This is a genomic window from Halopseudomonas oceani (assembly GCF_963677335.1).
GTDB lineage: Bacteria > Pseudomonadota > Gammaproteobacteria > Pseudomonadales > Pseudomonadaceae > Halopseudomonas > Halopseudomonas oceani.
The window spans coordinates 1237501-1259714 of the sequence record NZ_OY781932.1 but is presented as its reverse complement, the minus strand read 5'-3'; the positions used below and the strand labels follow the sequence as shown (position 1 = coordinate 1259714).

General features: G+C 58.8%; 15 protein-coding genes, 2 tRNA genes, 2 rRNA genes and 1 pseudogene (1 of these 20 running past the window's edge). 11 read left to right on the top strand and 9 right to left on the bottom strand.

The genetic code is table 11. The features are described from left to right. Positions 1 to 178: 178 nt before the first annotated feature. From ACKPCU_RS05885 to ychF, 8 genes and pseudogenes are all read left to right on the top strand, one after another. Positions 179 to 1903: a tetratricopeptide repeat protein gene (locus tag ACKPCU_RS05885; RefSeq protein WP_321350628.1), complete on the top strand. Its 1725-nt coding sequence runs from the start codon at positions 179 to 181 to the stop codon at positions 1901 to 1903. 3 nt (positions 1904 to 1906) lie between these two features. Then, positions 1907 to 2524: a lipoprotein insertase outer membrane protein LolB gene (gene lolB / locus ACKPCU_RS05880; protein ID WP_321350626.1), complete on the top strand. Its 618-nt coding sequence runs from the start codon at positions 1907 to 1909 to the stop codon at positions 2522 to 2524. Beyond that, a complete protein-coding gene (gene ispE / locus ACKPCU_RS05875; RefSeq protein ID WP_321350624.1) occupies positions 2500 to 3372 on the top strand; it encodes a 4-(cytidine 5'-diphospho)-2-C-methyl-D-erythritol kinase in 873 nt (290 codons plus the stop codon). The genes lolB and ispE overlap by 25 nt, the downstream gene beginning before the upstream one ends. A 29-nt stretch (positions 3373 to 3401) precedes the next feature. Further along, positions 3402 to 3476: transfer RNA gene (locus tag ACKPCU_RS05870), tRNA-Gln, on the top strand. Positions 3477 to 3596: 120 nt separating this feature from the next. Next, a complete protein-coding gene (locus tag ACKPCU_RS05865) occupies positions 3597 to 4538 on the top strand; it encodes a ribose-phosphate pyrophosphokinase (RefSeq protein ID WP_321350622.1) in 942 nt (313 codons plus the stop codon). Between the two features lie 94 nt (positions 4539 to 4632). Beyond that, a complete protein-coding gene (locus ACKPCU_RS05860; RefSeq protein ID WP_321350620.1) occupies positions 4633 to 5259 on the top strand; it encodes a 50S ribosomal protein L25/general stress protein Ctc in 627 nt (208 codons plus the stop codon). Positions 5260 to 5303: 44 nt separating this feature from the next. Then, positions 5304 to 5878: pseudogene (gene pth, locus ACKPCU_RS05855) on the top strand (aminoacyl-tRNA hydrolase). 37 nt (positions 5879 to 5915) lie between these two features. Then, complete coding sequence (gene ychF / locus ACKPCU_RS05850) at positions 5916 to 7016, top strand: redox-regulated ATPase YchF (protein ID WP_104738974.1); 1101 nt, start codon at positions 5916 to 5918, stop codon at positions 7014 to 7016. Positions 7017 to 7069: 53 nt separating this feature from the next. On the opposite strand, the gene ACKPCU_RS05845 is transcribed toward ychF, so the two are convergent. Continuing rightward, positions 7070 to 8755, bottom strand: a complete 1686-nt coding sequence (locus ACKPCU_RS05845) for an amidohydrolase (RefSeq protein ID WP_321350616.1) — start codon at positions 8753 to 8755, stop codon at positions 7070 to 7072. Between the two features lie 172 nt (positions 8756 to 8927). Here ACKPCU_RS05845 and ACKPCU_RS05840 point away from each other — a divergent pair, with 172 nt between their 5' ends. After that, positions 8928 to 11885: a DUF748 domain-containing protein gene (locus ACKPCU_RS05840; protein ID WP_321350614.1), complete on the top strand. Its 2958-nt coding sequence runs from the start codon at positions 8928 to 8930 to the stop codon at positions 11883 to 11885. Between the two features lie 124 nt (positions 11886 to 12009). Further along, positions 12010 to 12086: transfer RNA gene (locus tag ACKPCU_RS05835), tRNA-Met, on the top strand. Between the two features lie 66 nt (positions 12087 to 12152). Here the strand turns inward: ACKPCU_RS05835 and ACKPCU_RS05830 are convergent. From ACKPCU_RS05830 to ACKPCU_RS05810, 5 genes are read right to left on the bottom strand one after another with little or no spacing between them, the layout of a single operon-like run. Further along, on the bottom strand, positions 12153 to 13145 hold the full coding sequence (locus ACKPCU_RS05830) for an isocitrate/isopropylmalate family dehydrogenase (RefSeq protein WP_321350612.1): 993 nt from the start codon (positions 13143 to 13145) through the stop codon (positions 12153 to 12155). Then, positions 13145 to 14044 (bottom strand): DMT family transporter, encoded by a 900-nt coding sequence (locus ACKPCU_RS05825; RefSeq protein WP_104738956.1) that lies wholly within the window; start codon positions 14042 to 14044, stop codon positions 13145 to 13147. The genes ACKPCU_RS05830 and ACKPCU_RS05825 overlap by 1 nt, the downstream gene beginning before the upstream one ends. A gap of 4 nt (positions 14045 to 14048) precedes the next feature. Next, on the bottom strand, positions 14049 to 14501 hold the full coding sequence (rimI, locus tag ACKPCU_RS05820) for a ribosomal protein S18-alanine N-acetyltransferase (protein WP_321350610.1): 453 nt from the start codon (positions 14499 to 14501) through the stop codon (positions 14049 to 14051). Next, the gene (locus tag ACKPCU_RS05815; RefSeq protein ID WP_321350607.1) at positions 14498 to 15265 is read right to left on the bottom strand and encodes an energy transducer TonB; all 768 of its coding nucleotides are present in this window, start codon (positions 15263 to 15265) and stop codon (positions 14498 to 14500) included. The genes rimI and ACKPCU_RS05815 overlap by 4 nt, the downstream gene beginning before the upstream one ends. Continuing rightward, positions 15265 to 16806 (bottom strand): 2-isopropylmalate synthase, encoded by a 1542-nt coding sequence (locus ACKPCU_RS05810; RefSeq protein ID WP_104738953.1) that lies wholly within the window; start codon positions 16804 to 16806, stop codon positions 15265 to 15267. Before ACKPCU_RS05810 ends, ACKPCU_RS05815 begins: the two co-directional genes overlap by 1 nt. Positions 16807 to 17037: 231 nt before the next feature. On the opposite strand from ACKPCU_RS05810, the gene ACKPCU_RS05805 reads away from it, so the two are divergent. Then, the gene (locus ACKPCU_RS05805) at positions 17038 to 18696 is read left to right on the top strand and encodes a long-chain-fatty-acid--CoA ligase (RefSeq protein ID WP_321350605.1); all 1659 of its coding nucleotides are present in this window, start codon (positions 17038 to 17040) and stop codon (positions 18694 to 18696) included. A 66-nt stretch (positions 18697 to 18762) separates the two neighbouring features. On the opposite strand, the gene ACKPCU_RS05800 is transcribed toward ACKPCU_RS05805, so the two are convergent. The 3 genes from ACKPCU_RS05800 to ACKPCU_RS05790 form a co-directional block, all read right to left on the bottom strand. Next, the gene (locus tag ACKPCU_RS05800; protein ID WP_321350603.1) at positions 18763 to 19380 is read right to left on the bottom strand and encodes a class I SAM-dependent methyltransferase; all 618 of its coding nucleotides are present in this window, start codon (positions 19378 to 19380) and stop codon (positions 18763 to 18765) included. Positions 19381 to 19577: 197 nt separating this feature from the next. Next, a 5S ribosomal RNA gene (rrf, locus tag ACKPCU_RS05795) occupies positions 19578 to 19693 on the bottom strand. A 137-nt stretch (positions 19694 to 19830) separates the two neighbouring features. Continuing rightward, positions 19831 to 22214 (bottom strand): 23S ribosomal RNA (locus ACKPCU_RS05790); it runs 505 nt beyond the window's last position.

Sequence of the window (22214 nt, the reverse complement as noted above, 5' to 3'; positions counted from 1 at the left end):
CAAGCCAATCAATCGCCGCATGGCCAACGGTCGTTCGGAGCACAGCGTCAGGATGCCGCGGTTACCCACGCAAAGCCCCGTACTGTGCTTGTCTCGGCGCCTGTGTCATGATGCCTCAACGCTATGCCAAGCGCTGCCATTCGCTGAGGCCAGCCCACCGTTTCGCACGAGATTTCCTATGAAGGGTATATTCAATCCGACCTTGCCTGCGCTGCTGAGCGCACTGATGCTTGGCGGCTGCAGCGCTCTGAATCAGGCCGATCTGCCGGCCGAACCAGCGCAGCCAGCAGCAGAGGCCAGCTCCGCAGCGGAGCCGACGGTCTATGGCCAATTCAGCCAGGACACCCTGTTTGACTTGCTGACCGCAGAGATAGCGGGTCAGCGCGACCGCTTCGACATCGCGCTCGACAACTACCTGAAACAGGCCCGCAGCACTCGCGATCCCGGAATCACCGAACGCGCCGTGCGCGTCGCGGAGTTTCTTGGCAATGAGCAGGCAGCAAACGAGATGACGGCCCTGTGGGTCGAAATCGCCCCTCAGGACCCGGAAGCACTGCGCTCGGCCGCTATTCATCTGGCTCGCGCCGGTCAGCATGAACAGGCAATGAGCATGATGCAGCGCGCTCTGGACCTGCACGGCGAAACCCATTTCGACTTTCTTGCCCTGGCCGCCGCACAGACCGATCCGCAGACCCGCAACGCCCTGCTGACCAGCCTCCGCCAAATGCAGGAACGCCACCCGGACAACGCACAACTGGTATTCGCCCGCGCCCTGCTACTGCAACAGGCAGATCGCCCGGAGCAGGCCCTGGAGTTGCTCGAAGAGCACCCACGCAGTAATGAGGTCGCCCCGATCATCCTGCTGCACAGCCGCCTGCTCGCCGAGCAAGACCCCAAACGCGCCGAGGCACTTCTCTATGACGGCCTGGAGCGCTTTCCCGGCGATGTCCGGCTGCGCCTGATGCTTGCCCGCCTACTAGTCAGTGACAGCAACTTCAAGGATGCCCGGGTGCAATACCAGAAACTTGCCGTCGACAACCCGGACGACGCCGACCTGCAGATGTCACTGGGCCTCATTGACCTCGAGCTGGGCGATGCAGAACAGGCGGTCATTCATCTGCAGCACACTCTGCAGCTGGCCCCCGGCAACAATACTGCGCGCTACCATCTCGGCAGCGCCTACCTGGCCGCCGGCCGTAGTGAAGACGCCATGCTGACCTGGCAGAGCATCGACAGCGGCACCGAGTTACTGACCTCGCGCGTGCAGATTGCCCAACTGCTATTGGAGCAGGACAGGATTACGGCGCTGCGGGCGCAGTTCCAGCAAGACCGCGACCAGCACCCGCAACACGGACTGACCCTGTTTCAGATAGAGATAGAGGCATTGCTTCCCGACCACCCGGAGCTTGCCATGGCTCAGGTCAGCACAGCCCTGCAGGCGTACCCGCAGGACAGCAGCCTGCTGTACAGCCGTGCGATGCTGCACGAACGCCTTGGTAATCTGCGCGGCGTCGAGCAAGACCTCAGCACCATCATAGAGCAGGACCCAAACAACGCGATGGCTCTGAACGCGCTGGGCTACACTCTGGCCGACCACAACGTTCAACTCGAGCGCGCCCTGTCGCTGATCACCCGTGCAGCCGAACTGTCGCCGGAGGACCCGGCAATCAAGGACAGCCTGGGCTGGGTTCACTTCCGCCTGGGCAATCTCGACCAGGCAGAGGCACTGCTGCGCGAAGCGTTTGAAGACTATCCGGATCAGGAAGTCGCCGCCCACCTCGGAGAGGTGCTCTGGCGCCAGGGTAGCAAGCGCGAAGCCCGCAAGGTCTGGCGCGAAGGATTGAAGCTGGACCCTGAAAGCGACCTTATTCCCTCAACCCGTGATCGCCTGGAAGCCGAATAAGCCATGCCCGCGCTGCGCCTGCCCCTTCTGTTTTGCCTGTTGCTGACCCTGACCGCCTGCGGCAGCCTGCATCAACGCGAAACCATCGAATTTGGTGGTGACCAGACCGCCTGGAAAAACCACCGAGCCACGCTGGAGCCGCTGGACCGCTGGATATTGCAGGGCAAGCTGGGAATCCGCAGCCCACAAGAGTCCGGCAGCGGAACACTGTTCTGGCTGCAGCGCCAGCGGTATTTCGATATCCGTCTGTCCGGCCCGCTGGGGCGCGGCGCAACCCGCATTCAGGGCGACCGTAACCAGACCACTCTGGAGGTAGCCGGCCACGCCCCGGTCAGCGCCAGCTCCGCAGAGGAGCTGGTCGCCCAGCAGATCGGCTGGCGTCTGCCGGTCGACCATCTGCTTTGGTGGGTACGCGGCCTGCCCGCACCAAACTCAACCAGCCGCCTGCAACTGGATAGCCATAGTCGACTCGGACGCCTGGAGCAGAGTGGCTGGACCATCGAATACAGTCGCTACCAACAGGTTGGCGACCTTGAACTGCCCCAGCGCCTGCAGATTTCCGGCCATGACCTGCTGCTGACGCTGGTGATCACCGAATGGAAACCTGGCATCAACGAATGACCACTGCAACGCTCAGCCTGCCGGCTCCGGCCAAACTGAATTTGTTTCTGCACATCACCAGCCGCCGCGACGACGGCTACCATAACCTGCAGACGCTGTTTCAGTTCCTCGACCATGGCGACACCCTACATTTCCGCCTGCGCAGCGACGGCCAGATCAGACTGTTGACCGACCTGCCCGGCGTTGCCGCTGACGACAACCTGATCATCCGTGCGGCCCGGATGCTCAAACAGGCCAGCGGCACACCACTCGGCGCCGATATCCAGCTGGACAAAACCCTGCCAATGGGTGGCGGCATCGGTGGCGGCAGCTCCGACGCAGCAACAACGCTGTTGGGGCTCAACACTCTGTGGAAGACTGACCTGAACCTCGACCAACTGGCTGAACTGGGCATCCGCTTGGGCGCCGACGTTCCTGTATTCGTCCGTGGCCATGCCGCCTGGGCCGAAGGTGTAGGCGAACAACTGACCCCGGTTGAACTGGATGAGCCCTGGTTTCTGGTAGTTGCACCAGACTGCCAGGTCAGTACTGCGGAAATTTTTTCCGATGAGAGGTTGACGCGAAACACATCGCCCATTACATTAGCGGCCTTCGTCGCAGGCGGTGGTCGGAATGACTGCTTGCCGGTCGTCACAACGCGTTACCCTGAAATTCGTAACACGTTGATCTTGCTAAACAAATATTGTGAGGCTAAGATGACCGGGACTGGCAGTTGCTTGTTTGGGGCCTTCCCAAACGAACGCGAAGCTGATAAAGTTCGCGCCCGGTTGCCAGCCACACTGCGAAGTTTTGTAGCAAGAGGTTGTAACGTTTCCCCGTTACACCGCGAACTGCAAAAGCAAGCATGACGGATGCAGCCGTGCATCCGGACAGATACAGGGGCGTCGCCAAGCGGTAAGGCAGCAGGTTTTGATCCTGCCATGCGTTGGTTCGAATCCAGCCGCCCCTGCCATTTTTCTCTCCGGCAGCAATCAAGTACAGAACAGTTCATGTCTGGCTGGTTGAGGCCATTTCGGCATTCCCGCAGACCTGAATTCTCCGCCTAGCCACTACCCACAAAAGGTATTGCTGCGTGTCCAAGATGATGGTTTTCACGGGGAACGCCAACCCCGATCTGGCACGGCGCGTCGTGCGTCAACTGCACATCCCCCTCGGCGACGCTACCGTCGGCCGCTTTAGCGACGGTGAAGTCAACGTCGAACTGAACGAGAATGTGCGCGGCAAGGACGTCTTCATCCTGCAGCCCACCTGCGCACCGACCAACGACAACCTGATGGAAATGGTAGTCATGGCCGACGCCCTGCGTCGCTCCTCCGCCTCCCGCATCACCGCGGTTGTCCCCTACTTCGGCTACGCCCGCCAGGATCGACGCCCACGCTCGGCCCGCGTTGCCATCAGCGCCAAGGTCGTCGCCGACATGCTTGACACCGTAGGCGTTGATCGCCTGCTCACCGTCGATCTGCACGCGGACCAGATCCAGGGCTTCTTCGACATTCCGGTCGACAACATCTATGGCTCGCCGGTACTGATCGACGACATCCAGGATCAACGCTTCGAAAATTTGATGATTGTATCGCCCGACATCGGCGGTGTTGTTCGCGCACGTGCCGTGGCCAAAAGCCTCGGCGTTGACCTGGCGATCATCGACAAACGTCGTCCAAAAGCCAATCAGTCTGAGGTGATGCACATCATCGGGGACGTTGAAGGTCGCACCTGCGTCCTGGTTGACGACATGGTCGATACCGCCGGCACCCTGTGCCATGCAGCCAAGGCCCTGAAGGACCATGGCGCAGCTCAGGTTTATGCCTATTGCACTCACCCGATCCTGTCGGGCAAGGCAATTGAGAACATTACCAATTCCGTGCTGGACGAGCTGGTGGTGACCAATACCATCCCGCTGGCCCCGCCCGCCGCTGCCTGCGAGCGCATTCGCCAGCTGGACATGGCTCCGATCGTGGCCGAAGCCATGCGCCGCATCAGCAATGAAGAATCCATCAGCGCGATGTTCCGTTAAGAAACGCGCGCTGATTTAACTGCCCGCGAGGGCATCACCTCTCGCCCGACGCGTTGGTCGCAAACGCCCGGGGGAATTAGCAAGGAGACTACAAATGGTCGACTTCACTCTGAATGCGAAAGCGCGTACCGACCTGGGGAAAGGTGCGAGCCGCCGCCTGCGTCGTAACGCTGATCTGGTTCCCGCCATCGTTTACGGTGGTGACAAGGCTCCTCAGAACGTTGCTCTGGAAGCACGCGAACTGAAGAAAGCCCTGGAAAACGAAGTTTTCTACTCCCACGTCATCAGCCTGTCCATCGACGGCAAGAAAGAAGACGTGCTGCTGAAAGCACTGCAGCGTCACCCGGCCAAGCCGATGATCATGCACGCTGACTTCCTGCGCGTTGTTGCAGGCCACGAAGTCACCGTCCACGTTCCGCTGCACTTCGTCAACGAAGACAGCTGCGCTGGCGTCAAGAAAGGCGGCATCATCTCCCACACCATGACTGAAGTGGAAGTACACTGCCTGCCGAAAGATCTGCCCGAGTCCATCGAAGTCGATATGGCTGCCGTTGAATTGGACCAGATCGTTCACCTGACTGACCTGAAACTGCCGAAAGGTGTTGCTATCACTGCTCTGGCTCAGGGCGCTGATCACGACCTGCCGGTTGCTAACGTCCACGCCGCTCGCGTTGCTGCTGCTGACGCGCCGGCTGCTGAAGGCGAGGAGTCCGCGGAGTAAGCTTCCGCACGACTCTGAAGAGGGCGCCCGTTGTGACGCAGGGAATCAAGTTGATTGCAGGACTGGGAAACCCAGGCCCGGAATACGAACTGACCCGCCACAACGCTGGCGCCCTTTTTATTGAACGTCTGGCCGCACGGCACAACACCAGCCTGCGTCCGGAGAGCAAGTTTTTTGGCCTGACGGCACGCATCAGCGTGAATGGTCAGGATGTTCGCCTGCTGATCCCAACTACCTACATGAACCGCAGCGGTCAGGCTGTTGCCGCGCTGGCGAGCTTCTATCGCATTGCACCCGAAGAAATTCTGATCGCCCACGACGAACTGGATCTGCCGCCGGGTGTGGTCAAGTGCAAGAAAGGTGGCGGACATGGCGGGCACAACGGTCTGCGCGACATTATCGCCAAACTGGGCAACAACAACGGTTTTCACCGCCTGCGACTCGGTATCGCCACCCTGGCCACAGCTCGCAGGTGACCGGCTTTGTACTGGGCCGAGCGCCCCGCGCCGAGCAGGACGCACTGGACGCCTGCATCGACGAGGCGATCAGCGAACTGCCGGGCATGGTCGACGGCAACTGGACCGCGGTCATGCAACGCCTGCACAGCTTCAAGGCCTGAATCTCATTACGCCGAACCATCGGCAGAGGACAACACCATGGGTTTTAACTGCGGCATCGTCGGACTGCCCAACGTCGGCAAATCCACTCTGTTCAACGCACTGACCAAAGCCGGTATCGGTGCCGAGAACTTCCCCTTCTGCACCATCGAGCCGAACAGCGGCGTGGTTCCCATGCCCGATGCCCGCCTGGATGCACTGGCCGCCATCGTCAAGCCCGAGCGCGTCATTCCGACCAGCATGGAGTTTGTCGACATCGCCGGCCTGGTAGAAGGCGCCTCCAAGGGTGAAGGTCTGGGCAACAAGTTCCTGGCAAACATCCGCGAAACCGACGCCATCGCCCACGTCGTGCGCTGCTTTGAAGACGAAAACGTCATCCACGTTTCCAACAGCGTCAACCCGCGCCGCGACATCGAGACCATCGATCTGGAACTGATCTTCGCCGACCTGGAAAGCTGCGAGAAACAGCTGCAGCGCGTTGCCCGCAACGCCAAGGGTGGCGACAAGGAAGCCCTGGCGCAGAAGGCGCTGCTCGAACAGCTGATTCCGCACTTTGAAGACGGCAAGCCCGCTCGCTCGCTACTGAAGAACCTGAGCCCGGAAGAGCGTCAACTGGCCAAGGGCTTCCACCTGCTTACCAACAAGCCGGTGATGTATATCGCCAACGTCTCCGAGGAAGGCTTCGAGAACAACCCGCATCTGGACGTGGTCCGCGAAATCGCCGCCGAAGAAGGCGCGGTCGTAGTTCCGGTCTGCAACAAGATCGAAGCTGAGATTGCCGAACTGGATGACGACGAGGAAAAGCAGATGTTCCTCGAAACCATGGGCATGGAAGAGCCGGGGCTGAACCGCGTGATCCGAGCCGGCTACGAACTGCTGGACCTGCAGACCTACTTCACCGCAGGCGTGAAGGAAGTACGGGCCTGGACCGTCAAGGTCGGAGCCACCGCGCCGCAGGCTGCGGCCGTAATCCATACCGACTTCGAGAAAGGCTTTATCCGCGCCGAAGTCGTCGCTTATAACGACTTCATTCAGTACAACGGCGAAAGCGGTGCCAAGGAAGCTGGCAAATGGCGTTTGGAAGGCAAGGAATACATCGTCAAGGACGGTGACGTGATGCACTTCCGCTTCAACGTCTGAGCTCTCTTGTGCAAACAGGCCCCGCACGCCTTGGCGTCCGGGGCTTTTTTGTTTTACTCGCTGACGAACTGCGGCTGACCGCCGACGAACACCTCTAGAACCTTGGTTGAACGCAGCGTTCCCGGCGCCACGGCATAGGGATTCCGGTCGACAATCTGCAGGTCCGCCCACTTGCCTACCTCGAGGCTTCCAGCCTGCCGTTCGATGCCCAATTGCCAGGCGCCATTAATTGTCATTGCCCGCAAAGCCTGTTTTACATCGATTGCCTGCGCAACATTCAGCGTCTGCCCGCTGGACGTTTTGCGCGTGATCGCGGTCTGCATCAAGCTGAAACCTTCGGTCGGGAACATCGGACTGTCCGCGTGCAGTGAAGGGTGCATCTGCAGCTCGAACGCACGACGCACCGGCAACACCTGCTGCGCCGCCCGACGGCCGATAATTGAGTCAGCCAGGGCATCGCCGTAATAGAGAATATGGTTGATATGAAAGCTGACGCTGACACCGCGCTCCGCCAGTGCAGGCATCAGGTCCGGAGGCAGCATGACCGAATGCTCCAGCCTAACCTGTCGCGTAACCGCATCAGATGGCAGGGCCTTGAGGATAGCCTGCGTCACCTGCCGATTGGACTCATCCCCCTGGCTATGGATTGCCACCTGCCAGCCCTGTGCCGTATAGCGCCGAATGCGCTCGACCAAGTCGTCCTGCACGATCATCCCGGCACCGTGACTACCCGGCTGGATACCAAGGGTCTTGCCAAGTGAGCTATCCAGATAGGGAACCGAGGTCAACATGCTGCCGGTGTAAGGTGAACCGTCGTGCCATAGCTTGACGCCGAGCACGCGAAAGTACGCCTCGTCATGATCCGGACGCTCCGGCAGGAACTTCAGCTCGCTGTCGACCAGATAGAAAAACTGTCGAATACGCGGATGAAAATCACGCAGGGCAACCAAACGCGCCATCCACGGCGGAAGGTTGTAGCCCAATGACGCAACCGAGGTAAAACCTTGGCTCAGGTAGCCGTCCAACGTGTCACCGTATCGCCCCACCAGCCCCAGCGGCGCACGCAGGCCATCGACAAAGGGTGCCATGGCCCGCGTTTCAGCAATGAAACCAGTGAATTCACCATTGGCATCACGCTCGTAGTACGACCCAAGACCAGGGTCAGGCGTTTCCGGCGTAATCCCTGCTTCCTTAAACGCCCTGGAGTTGGCCCACGCAGAGTGCAGCGTCTGGGAAATGAGCACGACCGGATTATCCGGCGCCAGTGTATCCAGCGCCTCACGCATCGGAACCTGCAGATCCGGTACCAGAATCGCATCCAGGCCGCCAGCATAAACCCATTCACCCGGGTCGGTGTCTGCTACGGCCTTTTTCAGCTCCGCCCACACCTGGGCATTGCTATGGTGGGTAAATCCAGACAAGTCATGCGCACCGCGAAACACCGCCGTTAGCGTCGGGTGCTCATGTGCAGCGACAAACCCCGGCAGCAGCGTCCGACCCTGCAGGTCAATCAGCCGGGTATCCGCCGTACGATGGGGCAGGACGTCAGCGGCACGCCCAACGGCAACAATCACCCCGTTCTTGACCGCCAGCGCCTCGACCACCTGGTCCTGATCATTGACGGTCAGAATAGGGCCGCCATAGAAAATCAGGTCCGACGCAGGTGGTCTGCCCAACCACCAGCTTCCAGCCGCCGCCAACAACACCAGCGCCGCCGTCCAGACTGCAAACCTGCGCATAAGCGCCACTCCCATTGGTCTTATTGTTTGTGACCATTCTAGAAGCAATACGCCAACATCACGCATGCCCTATGTGCCACTCTTAAGACATTACAACCTCGCCGACAAAGGCCGCGCCACGGTGATTACCGTGCCATAATTCGTCAATGCTTCGTCCTGCGGTGAGAATTCCATGCATCCAAGCAAGAAGACCCTGCTTGTTTCACTGTTAATAGCCGTGTTTGCCTACAGTCTGGTTGGAGTCCTGCTGCTGCCTGCCATAGTGCTGCACGTTGCCAATCAGCAGCTGCGCCAACTGGCGAACGTTCCCGCCAAACTGGAGCGTGTCGAGTTCAACCCGTTCAGCTTTGAACTCACTTTGTGGAACCTCCAGATCGGAGAAGAGGCAGCGCCAGAGATCGCCTTTCGGCGAGCCTATGCTGACCTGGAACTCGACAGCCTCTGGCGTGGGGCTGTACACCTGAGCAATGTCGAACTGGAACGCGCCCACATCGAGGCCCGCTTTGATGCCGAGGGGCAACTGAACCTGTTGCAGCTGTTCAAACTGCCGCCATCCGAACCACAGCAACAGGAGTCGAACACACAGCCCTTTCCGGTCATACTCGATCGCATCGCGCTGATCAAAAACAGCTTCAACTTCGAAGACCTGCGTCCCTCCGATACCGTCGAGTTCGCCTACGACGAGCTTTCGTTGGAGCTTTACAACCTGAGTACCCTGCCCGATAACAGCGGCGAAATGGTATTGACCGCCACCGGCCCCTACGGTGCCAGCCTGGATTGGAAAGGCGAGCTTAGCCTGGTTCCGCTGCGCTCCAACGGCCAGATCAGCGTGCAGGCGGCTGAGCTACAGACCATCTGGCCATATGTACGCGAACGGCTGCCGCTATTGCTACGCAGCGGCAAGCTCAACACCAGCACCAACTACCATATCGACCTTTCTGAGCAGACCGACGTACGCCTGAGCAATGCCGCCTTCGACCTCCAGGACCTGGTTATCGACAACGTCGAGAAACCGCTGCTCCGCATACCATCGCTGCATATCCGCGACGGGTCACTCGATCTCGCAACCCGGCAAGCACGCGTAGGCAACGTCCGCAGTGAAGGTCTGCAAGCCTGGGCCGCCCGTACCGAAGATGGTCAGCTCGACCTCCTGAGTCTGATGCCGGAGACCACCAGCAAGAAACCACCGGCCGCCGACGCAGCCACCGCCCTCGACGCCTCTGCCACGCCTGACGATAACAATGCCGCTGAAGATAACGCCGCCAGCGAAGGCGCAGACAATGCGCCGCAGCAACCAACGCCAGCTTGGCAAGTGCTGCTGGCCAACGCAGAGCTGACCGGATACCAACTGCATCTGCAGGACCGCCTGCCTGAAAACGACGTCAGCCTAGAACTGGCGCCGCTCAATCTGACCCTGAGTGACTTTGACAGCAGCGCTGCCGCCCCCTTTAAACTCAGCGTCGAAACAGGTGTGAACGGCACCGGTCACATCAGTGCCAGCGGCGAGGTCAACCTTCAGCCCGTCACCGCCGACTTCAACATCAGCACCCGCGATATCAGCTTGCAACTGACCAGAGCATATATCGAACCGCTGGTACACATTCAGCTGCGTAGCGGCCTGCTGGACAGTAACCTCAAGCTGCAGCTGCGCAGCACCTCGCCGCTTGATCTGGGCGTAACCGGTGATGCCAGCGTCGGTCAACTGCATATTGTCGACTCCGCTCGCAAGCGCGACCTGCTGAAGTGGCAAACCCTGAACGTTGCCGGCATCAACTATCAAGGCGACAGTCTCGGCATTGAACACATAACCCTGCAGCGCCCGTATGTTCGGTTCATCGTCAACGAAAACCTGACCACCAACTTCAGCGACCTGATCGTCAAGCAGCCGGGGCAGACACAAACCCAAGCGCAGACAGCAGACAAGCCACCGATGGCACTGCATATCGGTGGTATTTCGGTACGTGACGGCTCCGCCAACTTCGCTGATTTCAGCCTCACCCCCAACTTTTCCACCGCCATGGGACAACTCAACGGCCAGATAGGCACCATAGACAATCAGCGGCCGCTGGTTGCCGATGTTGACATCAGCGGCCGCGTCGACCGCTATGCGCCCGTTACTATCAAGGGCGGCCTCACACCGTTTGACCCGCTCAACAGCCTCGACATCGCGACCCGATTCCGCAACGTAGAACTGACCACACTGACCCCCTACTCCGGCAAGTTTGCCGGCTACCGCATCCGTAAGGGGCGCATGAATCTGGACCTTGAATACCGTATCCAGCAAGGTCAGTTGAACGCCCAGAACAAACTGCTACTGGAAGGTCTGCAACTGGGAGAGAAAGTAGATAGCCCGGACGCAGTCGACTTACCAGTCCGGCTAGCAGTTGCACTGCTCAAGGACACCAACGGCAATATCGACCTCTCGCTGCCGGTATCAGGTAACCTCAACGACCCGCAGTTCAGCGTCATGCCGATTGTCTGGCAAACCTTCCGTAACCTGCTGCTACGTGCCACTCAGGCACCGTTCAAGTTCATTGCGGGCCTCGTCTCCGGGAACGATCAGGACATCAGCCAAGTCGGCTTCGCAGCCGGCAGTGCCGAGCTGGATGGCGCTGCTCAGAACACTCTGGACACCCTTGCCAAGGCGCTAAATGAGCGGCCAGCCCTGATTCTGGAAATTGAAGGCCTCAGCACTATCAAGCAGGACGGTCCGCCATTGGCGGCGCAGCGGCTGGAAAGTGAGTACCAGCGATTGCAGTACCAGATACTGCAGAACAGCGGCAAGAAGCTGCCAGCCGATCCCAGTGAGCTAGTCGTCGACGAAGACGACAAGCCGGCTTTGCTGGAAGCCATCTACCGCACCCAGCTAAAGCGGCAGCCTCCCGCAGAATGGGCAGAGCTCGACAAGGAAGCACGCGAAGTCCAGCTGCGCCAAGCCGTCCTCGAGCACTGGAGCGCAAGCGAGCTGATGCTCCGGCGCCTCGCCCAGCTGCGAGCAGGCAACATTAAGGGGTACCTAGTAGATCGCGCCGGGCTGAATGCAGGGCGCGTTTTCCAAATCGACGTCAGCGTCAACCAAGACAGCAGCGCCGAGGGCGTCAGCGTGCCCATGCAGCTCGACAGCCGCTAGAACAAAATCGCCCGACCAGCCCCCTCAGGCAGGGCATGGTTAAACAATTGAAAAAGAAGATAAAAAAGTTATGCCAACAGGGTTGACAACAATTCCGCAGAAATGAATAATGCGCGCCTCGGATGGCTACATAGCTCAGTTGGTTAGAGCACAGCATTCATAATGCTGGTGTCCCAGGTTCAAGTCCCGGTGTAGCCACCAACCTTTTCAAAGGCTTAGCTTCGGCTAGGCCTTTTTTTATGTTTCAGCGTCTAACCTATCGTCGCCCTACAGCCTGCTGATCACGCCGTCGGCAATAATCTCTGTGGTGCGATCGGCAAAATCAACTGCACCCGCCTCGACCAGAAAGCCCTCAACCGCCGCATCCAGTCGCGCGGCCAGTTCTAGTTCTTGCCAGTGATATCTCAGCAGTAAGGCCGCGCTCAGCAGTGCCGCAATAGGGTTGGCCCGACCGGTTCCGACGATATCCGGTGCGCTGCCGTGTACCGGTTCGGCAAGGGCAATGCCCTGCCCCCAGTTGAGCGATGGCGCCATGCCAAGCCCACCTGACCAGTAACAGGCCAGATCGGACAGGATGTCGCCAAACAGGTTGGTAGTTGCCAGCACGTCGAAGCTATTCGGCGACTCGACCAGTTGCAGGGCCGCAACATCTACCAGCCGCTCGTCTACCTGAGTCTCCCAGCCATGCGCGGCGAGCACCTGACGACAGGTGTCGCGAAACAGTCCGCAGGTCAGCGGGAGCACATTGGCCTTGTGAGCCAGTGTCACCCTTTGGGCGCTTCGCTGCTCGGCCACCTCGACGATACGTGCAGCGAACTGCTCACATGCCGCTCTGCTGATCTGTCGCTCCGCGATGGCAATGTCTTCGCTCTCCATGTGCTCGCGACCGACATACAGCCCTTCGCTGTTCTCCCGCAGGATAAGCATGTCGATACCGCTGCGAGGCGAGATGACTGGCCAGCTGCGCACCGGGCGCAGGTTGCAGTGCAGGCCGAGCTGTTGGCGCAGGGTCAGAATGGCGCTGCGGTACCCTGCCACCTTGCGCGCCGGTGATGAGACAGCGCCAAACAGCCCGGCACCTGTCGCTCGCAATTGCTCCAGCGTGGCCTCCGGAACGGACGAGCCGCAGCGCTGAAAGCACTCCCATCCAGCATCCGCCGTCTGCGTCTGCAAGCCCGGTAGCAACCGCTGCAGCGCAGAAACAGCAACCGGTATAACCTCGTGACCAATCCCGTCGCCAGGAATAACACACAGCTGCATCAGGCTTTCCGTCCCTGCCAAGTCGCAAGCAACAAGCCGACAAACGTCAGCGCGCCGCCAGCCAGGTGATAGGCGTGCAAATGCTCGCCCAGCAGCAGAATGCCGAGCAACGAGGCGAATATCGGCATCAGATAGCTGAACAACGACGCTGTTGCCGGCCCGAGCACGCGCACGCCGTGGTTCCAGGCGGAGTAGGCAACCAGCGACGCCATAACGGCAGTGTAGCCAATCGCGCCGAATGCCTGAGGCGACCAGGGCATGCCACCGTGCGCATTCAACTCCCAGAGATAGAAGGGCAACAGCAGCGGCACACCGCACAGCAACATGGCCGCCAGCAAGGTAAACCCGGGCACCGGAACCGGCCAGCGCCGCAGCAGAACGGAGTACAGGCCCCAGGTGAGCACCGCCAGCACCATAATCAGGTCGCCCCGATTAAAGCCGATCTGTAGCAGTTGCCATGGCTTGCCGGCGCTGAGAATCAGCAACAAGCCGAGAAATGACAGTAATGTGCCAAGCAGCGTCAGCCGTGTCGGCCACTGCCGCAGTAATACGACAGACCAGATAAAGGCAGCGACCGGTAAGCCGGTGTTGACCAGCGTAATGTTGATCGCGGTGGTGCTTTGCGCGGCCAGGTACAGCAGAGTGTTGTAGGAGGAGATACTCAGCGCTGCAAGTATCGCGATCTGTTTCCAGTGCACTGAGAGCAGATCACGGTGCCGGTACAGGCTCGGCAAGGTGAATGGCAGCAACAACAGCAGCGCGGTCAACCAGCGCCAGAAGGACAGCCCGATTGGCGGTAACATCCCGGCACTGGCGCGCGCCACCAGTGCATTACCGGCCCAGGCCAGCGTGCAGATCACCAGGCCGGCAATGGCGCCGTTACGACGTGCGTTGGACATGGGGTCAATCGAGCAGCGAGCAGGCCATGACGAGCGCGTCTTCGCGCCCACCCACTGCCGGATAGTAGTTCTTGCGCCGACCAATCTCGTTAAAGCCGTAACGCTCGTATAGTCGCGCTGCACTCTGGTTGGATTCGCGCACTTCGAGGAACGTGACCTCGGCATCACGCGCCTTGGCCTGCTGCATCAAGTGATCAAGCAACGCCAGACCATAGCCGTTGCCCTGACTCTCGGGCTTGATGGTGATGTTGAGCAAATGCGACTCACCGGCGGCAGCCGACAGCACGCCGTGCCCAACCTGCTGCTGCCCGCTGTAGGCAAGCCAGCACTCATGCCCCGAACGAATACAGTCCAGGAAGATGCCGCGTGTCCAGGGATGGCTGAATGCCGCAAACTCGACCGCCAGCACCGCATCCAGATCTGACTCCTGCATGCGGCGAAAGGACAACGTACTCATGACTTCTCCTGCCAGCGCGATCGCACACGGCGTAACAACGTCCACAACGCCGCCTTCTCCTGCGGGCGTTTCAGCAGGCTGTCGAGGCTGGGCGCAAACCAGACCGGTGGCAGCCCCTCGACAGATTCCTCACAACCAAGCAATGCATCGGCCTGGGTAAGGTCAGTTTCAACCATCAGGGTATTCATCACACCAAAGCAGCCAACCGAAACGATCTGCTGTGACTCCAGCCGCGCCTGCAAAAAGGCCAGCAACCCGCGATTGGCCGCAGCAGCACTGCGGTCCAGCTGCGGGTTGCGATTGAGCGGCCAGCGGAAATCACCGACCAATGTCGGACGATCCGGGAGTTGTACCGCACGCAAAATGTCCTGCAACAGGATAAAGCCGGGCATCGCGCTTTCCAGCCCCGGCTCGGGCGTTTCAATCAGCAACATGCACGGACCGGATTGCCAGAGCTGCAGGTAGAACGCAGCGACCGGCTCCGCCGCGGGGCCTTTTTTCACCGGCTCGGGGACCGGCGTCGGCGGAGCAGGAACAGGAACAGGAGCTGGCGCGACTGTCGGTTTGACTGGCCTTGGCACCTCAACGCGCGGCGCGGTGGTGGCTCGCTCGACAGGCGCAGCAATACCCTCTGCTGCAGGCACCTCTGGCTCCGGCAACAGCAGCGCGGGCGCACGCGCAGGCACCGCCGCAAGAGGTTTTCGCGGCATCCAATTGGTAACGCCCAAGGCCTCCAGATAAGCGAGGCGAGTCGCTTCGAACATCAAACGTCCGCCGCTTGCGGATGAGCCCGATAAGCGCCTTCGCGCATCAGATTCAGCGCATTGATATACGCCTTGGCGGACGCCACAACGATGTCAGTATCAGCACCATTGCCATTAACAATGCGCCCGGCCTTCTCAAGCCTTACCGTTACCTCGCCCTGAGAGTCGGTACCCTGGGTAATCGCGTTGACCGAATACAGTTGAAGACTGGATTGCGAGCCAACAAGCTGCTCGATGGCCTTGAACGCCGCATCCACTGGGCCGGAGCCTTCTGAACTTGAGGTCTTCTCTTCACCGTCTACAGTCAACTGCACTGTCGCAACCGGAACCTCCCCCATACAGGAGGTCACATCCAAGTGAACAAGGCGAATGTGCTCTTCCACTTCGGTCAGAGTGTCGGTTACCAGGGCCTGCAGATCTTCGTCGAAAATCTCGTGCTTGCGGTCTGCCAGTTGCTTGAAACGGGCAAAGGCGGCATTCAGCGCCTCGCCGCTCAGCTCGATGCCCAGCTCTTCAAGCCGGGAACGGAAGGCGTTACGGCCCGACAGCTTGCCTAATGACAGCTTGTTGGTATGCCAACCAACCGACTGGGCGCTCATGATCTCGTAGGTTTCCCGATGCTTGAGTACACCGTCCTGATGGATGCCAGACTCGTGAGCAAAGGCGTTAGCCCCTACGATTGCTTTGTTCGGCTGCACCGGAAAGCCGGTGATACCGGAAACCAGACGCGACGCCGCGAGAATATTCTCCGTCTGAATGCGGGTCTCCACGTTGAGGAGGTCCTTGCGGGTTTTGATCGCCATAACGATCTCTTCCAGCGCAGCGTTACCGGCCCGCTCGCCAAGACCGTTGATGGTGCACTCGACCTGGCGCGCGCCTGCGGTTACCGCCGCCAGCGAGTTGGCGACAGCGAGTCCCAGGTCATTGTGGCAATGAACAGAGAAGATCGCCTTGTCGGCATTCGGCACCCGGGTGATGATCTGACCGATAGTGTCGGCAAACTGATGTGGAATGGCGTAGCCGACCGTATCGGGGATATTGATGGTGCGCGCCCCCGCGTCGATGGCCGCCTCGATGATACGGCAGAGGAAGTCGATCTCTGAGCGACCCGCGTCCTCGCAGGAAAACTCGACATCCGGGCAGAGATTGCGCGCACGTTTGACCGCACGGACCGCCTGCTCCACCACCTGATCCGGCGGCAAACGCAGCTTGTGTTGCATGTGAATCGGACTGGTAGCGATAAAGGTATGAATACGGCCAGCATTCGCACCGGCCAGCGCCTCGGCAGCACGGTCGATATCGGCATCCATGGCTCGGGACAGGCTGCACACCACACTGTCCTGAATGGTATCCGCGATCAGCTTGACCGCGTCGAAGTCGCCAGGACTGGCGATTGCAAAACCGGCCTCGATCACGTCGACGCGCAGCTTCTCCAGCGCCCGAGCGATACGCAGCTTCTCGTCCTTGGTCATGGACGCGCCGGGGCTCTGCTCCCCGTCACGCAGTGTGGTATCGAAGATGATTACCTGATTCTGTGTCATGCCTGCAGCCCTCTCCCGTGGTCACGTCATGGCGCTACCCTTAGTCAGTAACTATACCCGATCCACGCCCCTCAACGGGACGCCGACTAAGCGCTGTTTATTGCCTGCTAACACGAGAGTGCAGTTTGATTCCCCTGAACCACCCCGCCCCCTATGCTGCGAGGATGCCCAAATACAACAGTCGGTGCGCGCACATGGCCAACGCGCCGACAATAACAGGAGACTGGATGCATGTTTGATCGTCATTTTGCAGTATGGCCGGAGCAGGTACCCCGCGAGTTGGAGCTACCCGCAACCAACCTGTATCACAACATCACCGTCTCGGCACTGCGCTACCCGAAACACCCAGCCATCCATTATTACGGCAGCGATATCAGCTATCGCGAATTGCAGGATGAGACCGAGCGCTTGGCCGGTTACCTGCAAAAGGCGGGTGTGCAGTCTGGTGATCGGGTTCTGCTTTACATGCAGAACAGCCCACAGTACATCATCGGCTACTTCGCCATCCTTCGGGCAAATGCTGTGGTAGTGCCCGTCAACCCGATGAACCGCACCGCCGAGCTGGCCTATCTGATCGAAGACACCCAAGCCCCAGTCGCGCTATGTGCCCAGGAACTGAGCGAGTTTGTCGCCCCCCACATTGGCGAAGGCAGTCTGCGCGAGGTAATTGTCAGCGCCTACAGCGAGTACGTGAAGAACCCAACTGATCTGCCGCTGCCCGAAGCCGTTACAGAGCCGGCGACCGTCGATACAGCCAAAGGCGTAACTCGCTGGCAGGATGCGCTCAATGCACAGCTGCAGCCCGGCCCGCTGACCGCAGGACCGCAGGACCTGTGCGTCATTCCCTACAGCTCGGGCACAACCGGGAATCCCAAGGGCTGCGTGCACACCCATCACAGCGTGATGGCTACCACGGTGTATGGCGCAGCCTGGGTCAACACCCAGCACAGCTGCATTCACTTGGTATCAGTGCCGATGTTCCATGTGACCGGCATGCAATCGTGCATGAACTCGACGCTGTATGCCGGCGGTACACTGGTCGTCATGACCCGCTGGGACCGCAAGGTCGCCGCTACCCTGATCGAGCGCCTAAAAGTCAATACCTGGCGCAACATCTCGACCATGGTCGTCGACATGCTGTCCGACCCTGATATCGACAAGTACGACATCAGCTCACTCAAAGGCATCGGTGGCGGTGGCGCAGCCATGCCGGCGGCCGTCGCAGCCAAGTTACAGGAAAAGACGGGGCTGACCTATATGGAAGGCTACGGCCTATCGGAAACGATCTCTGCCACCCACGTTAACCCTCCGCAGGCATCCAAGGCACAATGCCTCGGCATTCCATTCATCGGTGTCGACTCACGCGTCATCGATGTGGAAACGCTCAAGGAAGTCGAACCCGGCGTAACCGGTGAGATCATCATGCGCGGCGAGCAGATCTTCCAGGGCTACTGGAACCGCCCGGACGCCACCGAAGAAGCCTTTGTCGAACTGGACGGTCATCGCTTCTTCCGCTCTGGCGATCTGGGCTACTACGATGAAGAGGGCTACTTCTTCCTCGTTGACCGGGTGAAACGCATGATCAACGCATCCGGTTTCAAGGTATGGCCTGCGGAAGTCGAGTCGCTGATGTACGCGCACCCTGCGATCCAGGAAGTCTGTGTCATCTCTACACCGCATGAGCGCCGTGGCGAAACGGTCAAGGCCGTAGTGGTCCTCGCGGCAGGCAAGGAGAACACCAGCGAACAGGACATCATCAGTTGGTGCCATGAAAATATGGCCGCCTACAAGTGCCCGCAGATGGTCTCCTTCGCCGACAGCATCCCCAAATCGCCAACAGGCAAGCTGATGTGGCGCCACCTGCAGGACCTGGAGTGGGGTCGCGCCTGACCGCCTCTGATCGCCGCCATAACAAAAGAGCGCCCTTGGGCGCTCTTTTGTTATGGCACTGAACAATCATCCCTTCGTCGCGACACCTTCATACAGAAATGTCATCGGTCGTGGCCCCTTGATGTAACCGGTTTCAATCTCTTCGATGGAAAAACCCGCATCACCTATCAATGCTGGGATATCCCTATCAAGGTGGCAACCGCCTGCGAATGGCTTCCACCAGGGAGTAAGGCGATGCTGCCACCGTTGGACGCCAGGCTCAGGAGCCAGCCCGTGTTCGCAAAACAACAGCTTTCCACTGTCACGCAGTACGCGGTGCATTTCCCGCAAGGCCGGCAACGGGTCGGCAATACTGCAGAGCGTAAAGGTCATGACGATAGTGTCGAAGCAACGGTCATCGGCGTGTATCCCCCGTACATCGACAGCCACCATGTCGACAGGGAAATCCACGTCAGCGCTGCGTCGCTGTGCCAACGCCTGCATCTGCGCGGCCGGATCCACCCCAACAAGTCGCGTAACCCTGGACGGGTCGTAGTAGCGCAGATTGAGTCCGGTACCAATACCAATCTCCAACACCTCACCCAACGCCTGGGGTACCAGTCGCGCCCGGCGTGCCATGACGTCCCCCATACTGCAGGCAGTATCGATCAACCTTGGCAGAACATAACGATCGTATAGCCCCATACTCCCTCCTCAGCGTCACTGCAGCTTAGCAGCCGGTAGGCGAAACAAAAGAGAATAAGCGGCAACATGAAAACGAGAGGGCCGGTGAAGATGGGCCGACTTCAGACCCGGCAACCTCCTGCGATCGAAGGCAATACTTTCCGACCGCACAAAGAAGAACACCCCGACCATATCTGATCGGGGTGTTCGGTATAGGCGCTTGACGATGACCTACTCTCACATGGGGAAGCCCCACACTACCATCGGCGATGCATCGTTTCACTTCTGAGTTCGGGATGGGATCAGGTGGTTCCAATGCTCTATAGTCGTCAAGCAATTTGTTGCTGCCCGCTAGGCGTGCAGCTTAAAAAGCTTGGATCTGTGACAGAAGCTAAGGTATTTGCAATCTCGCAAGTTCGCGAAGTTGTTTAAATCTGTTGGCTCGATAACACCAGATTGCTTGGGTGTTATATGGTCAAGCCACACGGGCAATTAGTATTGGTTAGCTCAACGCCTCACAGCGCTTACACACCCAACCTATCAACGTCGTAGTCTTCGACGGCCCTTTAGGGGAGTCAAGCTCCCGGTGAGATCTCATCTTGAGGCAAGTTTCCCGCTTAGATGCTTTCAGCGGTTATCTTTTCCGAACGTAGCTACCCGGCAATGCGTCTGGCGACACAACCGGAACACCAGAGGTTCGTCCAACCCGGTCCTCTCGTACTAAGGTCAGCCCCTCTCAAATCTCAAACGTCCACGGCAGATAGGGACCGAACTGTCTCACGACGTTCTAAACCCAGCTCGCGTACCACTTTAAATGGCGAACAGCCATACCCTTGGGACCGGCTTCAGCCCCAGGATGTGATGAGCCGACATCGAGGTGCCAAACACCGCCGTCGATATGAACTCTTGGGCGGTATCAGCCTGTTATCCCCGGAGTACCTTTTATCCGTTGAGCGATGGCCCTTCCATACAGAACCACCGGATCACTAAGACCTACTTTCGTACCTGCTCGACGTGTTGGTCTCGCAGTCAAGCGCGCTTTTGCCTTTATACTCTACGCACGATTTCCGACCGTGCTGAGCGCACCTTCGTACTCCTCCGTTACTCTTTGGGAGGAGACCGCCCCAGTCAAACTACCCACCATACACTGTCCTCGATCCGGATAACGGACCAGAGTTAGAACCTCAAAGTTGCCAGGGTGGTATTTCAAGGTTGGCTCCACGCAGACTAGCGTCCACGCTTCAAAGCCTCCCACCTATCCTACACAAACAAATTCAAAGTCCAGTGCAAAGCTATAGTAAAGGTTCACGGGGTCTTTCCGTCTAGCCGCGGATACACTGCATCTTCACAGCGATTTCAATTTCACTGAGTCTCGGGTGGAGACAGCGCCGCCATCATTACGCCATTCGTGCAGGTCGGAACTTACCCGACAAGGAATTTCGCTACCTTAGGACCGTTATAGTTACGGCCGCCGTTTACCGGGGCTTCGATCAAGAGCTTCGCCGAAGCTAACCCCATCAATTAACCTTCCGGCACCGGGCAGGCGTCACACCCTATACGTCCACTTTCGTGTTTGCAGAGTGCTATGTTTTTAATAAACAGTTGCAGCGGCCTGGTATCTTCGACCGACGTGGGCTTATGCAGTAAATGCTTCACCCTCATCGGCGCACCTTCTCCCGAAGTTACGGTGCCATTTTGCCTAGTTCCTTCACCCGAGTTCTCTCAAGCGCCTTGGTATTCTCTACCTGACCACCTGTGTCGGTTTGGGGTACGATTTCTAGTTACCTGAAGCTTAGAAGCTTTTCCTGGAAGCATGGCATCAACCACTTCGCGTTCTAAAGAACACTCGTCATCAGCTCTCGGCCTTAGTGACCCGGATTTACCTAAGTCACCAGCCTACAACCTTAAACACGGACAACCAACGCCGTGCTGGCCTAGCCTTCTCCGTCCCTCCATCGCAGTAACTAGAAGTACGGGAATATTAACCCGTTTCCCATCGACTACGCCTTTCGGCCTCGCCTTAGGGGTCGACTCACCCTGCGTCGATTAACGTTGCGCAGGAACCCTTGGTCTTCCGGCGAGGGAGTTTTTCACTCCCTTTGTCGTTACTCATGTCAGCATTCGCACTTCTGATACCTCCAGCCAACTTCTCAATTGACCTTCACAGGCTTACAGAACGCTCCTCTACCGCTCATCTTACGATGAACCCGTAGCTTCGGTGTATGGTTTGAGCCCCGTTACATCTTCCGCGCAGGCCGACTCGACTAGTGAGCTATTACGCTTTCTTTAAAGGATGGCTGCTTCTAAGCCAACCTCCTAGCTGTCTAAGCCTTCCCACATCGTTTCCCACTTAACCATAACTTTGGGACCTTAGCTGACGGTCTGGGTTGTTTCCCTTTTCACGACGGACGTTAGCACCCGCCGTGTGTCTCCCGTGCTGACACTCACTGGTATTCGGAGTTTGCATCGGTTTGGTAAGTCGGGATGACCCCCTAGCCGAAACAGTGCTCTACCCCCAGTGGTGATACACGAGGCGCTACCTAAATAGCTTTCGAGGAGAACCAGCTATCTCCGAGCTTGATTAGCCTTTCACTCCTATCCACAAGTCATCCGCTAACTTTTCAACGGTAGTCGGTTCGGTCCTCCAGTGCCTGTTACGGCACCTTCAACCTGCCCATGGATAGATCGCCCGGTTTCGGGTCTATACCCAGCGACTAAACGCCCTATTAAGACTCGGTTTCCCTACGCCTCCCCTAGACGGTTAAGCTCGCCACTGAATATAAGTCGCTGACCCATTATACAAAAGGTACGCAGTCACAGAACAAGTCTGCTCCCACTGCTTGTACGCATACGGT